This window comes from Pseudomonas veronii, assembly GCF_001439695.1.
In the GTDB taxonomy this organism is placed as follows: Bacteria; Pseudomonadota; Gammaproteobacteria; order Pseudomonadales; family Pseudomonadaceae; genus Aquipseudomonas; species Aquipseudomonas veronii.
On the sequence record NZ_JYLL01000065.1, the window covers coordinates 1 to 3,832 of the forward strand.

At 61.5% G+C, this 3,832-nt stretch carries 1 protein-coding gene; it reads right to left on the reverse strand.

Features of this window, described 5'->3' with window-relative positions:
• Positions 1–3,832 (reverse strand): beta strand repeat-containing protein (locus TU80_RS32955; protein WP_156422926.1); only part of this gene is annotated, 3,832 nt, incomplete at both ends.

Sequence of the window (3,832 nt, forward strand, 5' to 3'; positions counted from 1 at the left end):
CGCCGTCTACGTCAGTGGCCGAAAGCTTAACTTCGATGCCCTGGGCCGGATCTTCGGAACCCGTTGCGGTGGTCGGTGCTGCGACCGGCGCGTCGTTCACCGCAGTCACGGTGATGGTGCCGTTGGCAGGTGCTGAGGTCAGCGGGCTGCCGCCGTCGGCAATACCGCCGTCAGTGGCGGTGTAGGTGAAGTTCGCCGTGCCGTTGAAGTTCGCGTTCGGCTTGAAGTAAACGGTCGCTTCGCCGTTGACCGCATCAATAGCGCCGGTCACTGGCTTGGTCATCGCCGCATCGGTGTAGAACGTGCCGTTGGTTGGGGTGCCGACGGTGAAGGATTTCACGTCTGCCACGCCGTCTACGTCGGTGGCGCTCAGTTTGACCGCGATACCTACGCTTGGATCTTCAGCACCCGTTGCGGTAGTGGTCACAGCCACTGGCGCATCGTTGACCGGGGTCACAGTGATGGTGCCATTGGCAGGCGCAGAGGTCAGCGGGCTGCCGCCGTCAGTAATGCCGCCGTCGGTAGCGGTGTAGGTGAAGTTCGCGGTGCCGTTGAAGTTCGCGTTTGGTTTGAAGTAAACGGTCGCTTCGCCGTTGACCGCGTCAATCGAGCCAGTCACTGGCTTGGTCATGGCGGCGTCGGTGTAGAACGTGCCGTTGGTAGGCGTGCCAACGGTGAAGGACTTCACGTCTGCCACGCCGTCTACGTCAGTGGCGCTCAGTTTGACCGCGATACCTACGCTTGGATCTTCAGCACCGGTCGCGGTAGTGGTCACAGCCACAGGCGCGTCGTTGACCGGAGTCACGGTGATGGTGCCGTTGGCAGGCGCAGAGGTCAGCGGGCTGCCGCCGTCAGCAATGCCGCCGTCGGTAGCGGTGTAGGTGAAGTTCGCGGTGCCGTTGAAGTTCGCGTTCGGCTTGAAGTAAACGGTCGCTTCGCCGTTGACCGCATCAATAGCGCCGGTCACTGGCTTGGTCATCGCCGCATCGGTGTAGAACGTGCCGTTGGTTGGCGTGCCGACGGTGAAGGATTTCACGTCTGCCACGCCGTCTACGTCGGTGGCGGACAGCTTGACCGCGATACCTACGCTTGGATCTTCAGCACCGCTCGCGGTAGTGGTCACAGCCACAGGCGCATCGTTGACCGGAGTTACGGTGATGGTGCCGTTGGCAGGTGCTGAGGTCAGCGGGCTGCCGCCGTCAGCAATACCGCCGTCGGTAGCGGTGTAAGTGAAGTTCGCCGTGCCGTTGAAGTTCGCGTTTGGTTTGAAGTAAACGGTGGCTTCGCCGTTGACCGCGTCGATCGAGCCAGTCACCGGCTTGGTCATGGCCGCATCGGTGTAGAACGTGCCATTGGTAGGCGTGCCGACGGTGAACGATTTCACGTCTGTCACGCCATCCACGTCGGTGGCGGACAGCTTGACCGCGATACCTACGCTTGGATCTTCAGCACCGCTCGCGGTAGTGGTCACAGCCACAGGCGCATCGTTGACCGGAGTTACGGTGATGGTGCCGTTGGCAGGTGCTGAGGTCAGCGGGCTGCCGCCGTCAGCAATACCGCCGTCGGTAGCGGTGTAAGTGAAGTTCGCCGTGCCGTTGAAGTTCGCGTTTGGTTTGAAGTAAACGGTGGCTTCGCCGTTGACCGCGTCGATCGAGCCAGTCACCGGCTTGGTCATGGCCGCATCGGTGTAGAACGTGCCATTGGTAGGCGTGCCGACGGTGAAGGATTTCACGTCTGTCACGCCATCCACGTCGGTGGCGGACAGCTTGACCGCGATACCTACGCTTGGGTCTTCAGCACCCGTTGCGGTAGTGGTCACAGCCACTGGTGCATCGTTGACCGGAGTCACGCTGATAGTGCCGTTAGCAGGCGCTGAGGTCAGCGGGCTGCCGCCGTCAGCGATACCGCCGTCGGTGGCGGTGTAGGTGAAGTTCGCGGTGCCGTTGAAGTTCGCGTTTGGTTTGAAGTAAACCGTGGCTTCGCCGTTGACTGCGTCAATGGAACCGGTCACCGGTTTGGTCATCGCCGCGTCGGTGTAGAACGTGCCATTGGTTGGCGTGCCGACGGTGAAGGATTTCACGTCTGCCACGCCGTCTACGTCAGTGGCGCTCAGTTTGACCGCGATACCTACGCTTGGATCTTCAGCACCGGTTGCGGTAGTGGTCACAGCCACAGGCGCATCGTTGACCGGGGTCACGGTGATAGTGCCGTTAGCAGGCGCTGAGGTCAGCGGGCTGCCGCCGTCAGCGATACCGCCGTCGGTAGCGGTGTAAGTGAAGTTCGCGGTGCCGTTGAAGTTCGCGTTCGGCTTGAAGTAAACGGTCGCTTCGCCGTTGACTGCGTCAATGGAACCGGTCACCGGTTTGGTCATCGCCGCGTCGGTGTAGAACGTGCCATTGGTTGGGGTGCCGACGGTGAAGGATTTCACGTCTGCCACACCGTCTACGTCAGTGGCCGAAAGCTTAACTTCGATGCCCTGGGCCGGATCTTCGGAACCCGTTGCGGTGGTCGGTGCTGCGACCGGCGCATCGTTCACCGCAGTCACGGTGATGGTGCCGTTAGCAGGCGCTGAGGTCAGCGGGCTGCCGCCGTCAGCGATACCGCCGTCGGTAGCGGTGTAAGTGAAGTTCGCCGTGCCGTTGAAGTTCGCGTTTGGCTTGAAGTAAACGGTGGCTTCGCCGTTGACGGCGTCGATCGAGCCAGTTACCGGCTTGGTCATGGCGGCGTCGGTGTAGAACGTGCCGTTGGTTGGCGTGCCGACGGTGAAGGATTTCACGTCTGCCACGCCGTCTACGTCAGTGGCGCTCAGTTTGACCGCGATACCTACGCTTGGGTCTTCAGCACCCGTTGCGGTAGTGGTCACAGCCACAGGCGCGTCGTTGACCGGAGTCACGGTGATGGTGCCGTTGGCTGGAGTCGAGGTCAGCGGGCTGCCGCCGTCAGCGATACCACCGTCGGTGGCGGTGTAGGTGAAGTTCGCGGTGCCGTTGAAGTTCGCGTTTGGTTTGAAGTAAACCGTGGCTTCGCCGTTGACGGCGTCAATGGAACCGGTCACCGGTTTGGTCATCGCCGCGTCGGTGTAGAACGTGCCATTGGTTGGCGTGCCGACGGTGAAGGATTTCACGTCTGCCACGCCGTCTACGTCAGTGGCGCTCAGTTTGACCGCGATACCTACGCTTGGATCTTCAGCACCGGTCGCGGTAGTGGTCACAGCCACAGGCGCGTCATTGACCGGAGTCACGGTGATAGTGCCGTTAGCAGGCGCTGAGGTCAGCGGGCTGCCGCCGTCGGCAATACCGCCGTCGGTGGCGGTGTAGGTGAAGTTCGCCGTGCCGTTGAAGTTCGCGTTTGGTTTGAAGTACACCGTGGCTTCGCCGTTGACTGCGTCAATCGAGCCAGTCACTGGCTTGGTCATGGCCGCATCGGTGTAGAACGTACCGTTGGTTGGCGTGCCGACGGTGAAGGATTTCACGTCTGCCACGCCATCCACGTCGGTGGCGGACAGCTTGACCGCGATACCTACGCTTGGATCTTCAGCACCGGTCGCGGTAGTGGTCACAGCCACAGGCGCGTCGTTGACCGGAGTTACGGTGATGGTGCCGTTGGCTGGAGCCGAAGTCAGCGGGCTGCCGCCGTCGGCAATACCACCGTCGGTGGCGGTGTAAGTGAAGTTCGCAGTGCCGTTGAAGTTTTCGTTTGGTTTGAAGTAAACCGTGGCTTCGCCGTTGACTGCGTCAATGGAACCGGTCACCGGTTTGGTCATCGCCGCGTCGGTGTAGAACGTGCCATTGGTTGGCGTGCCGACGGTGAAGGATTTCACGTCTGCCACGCC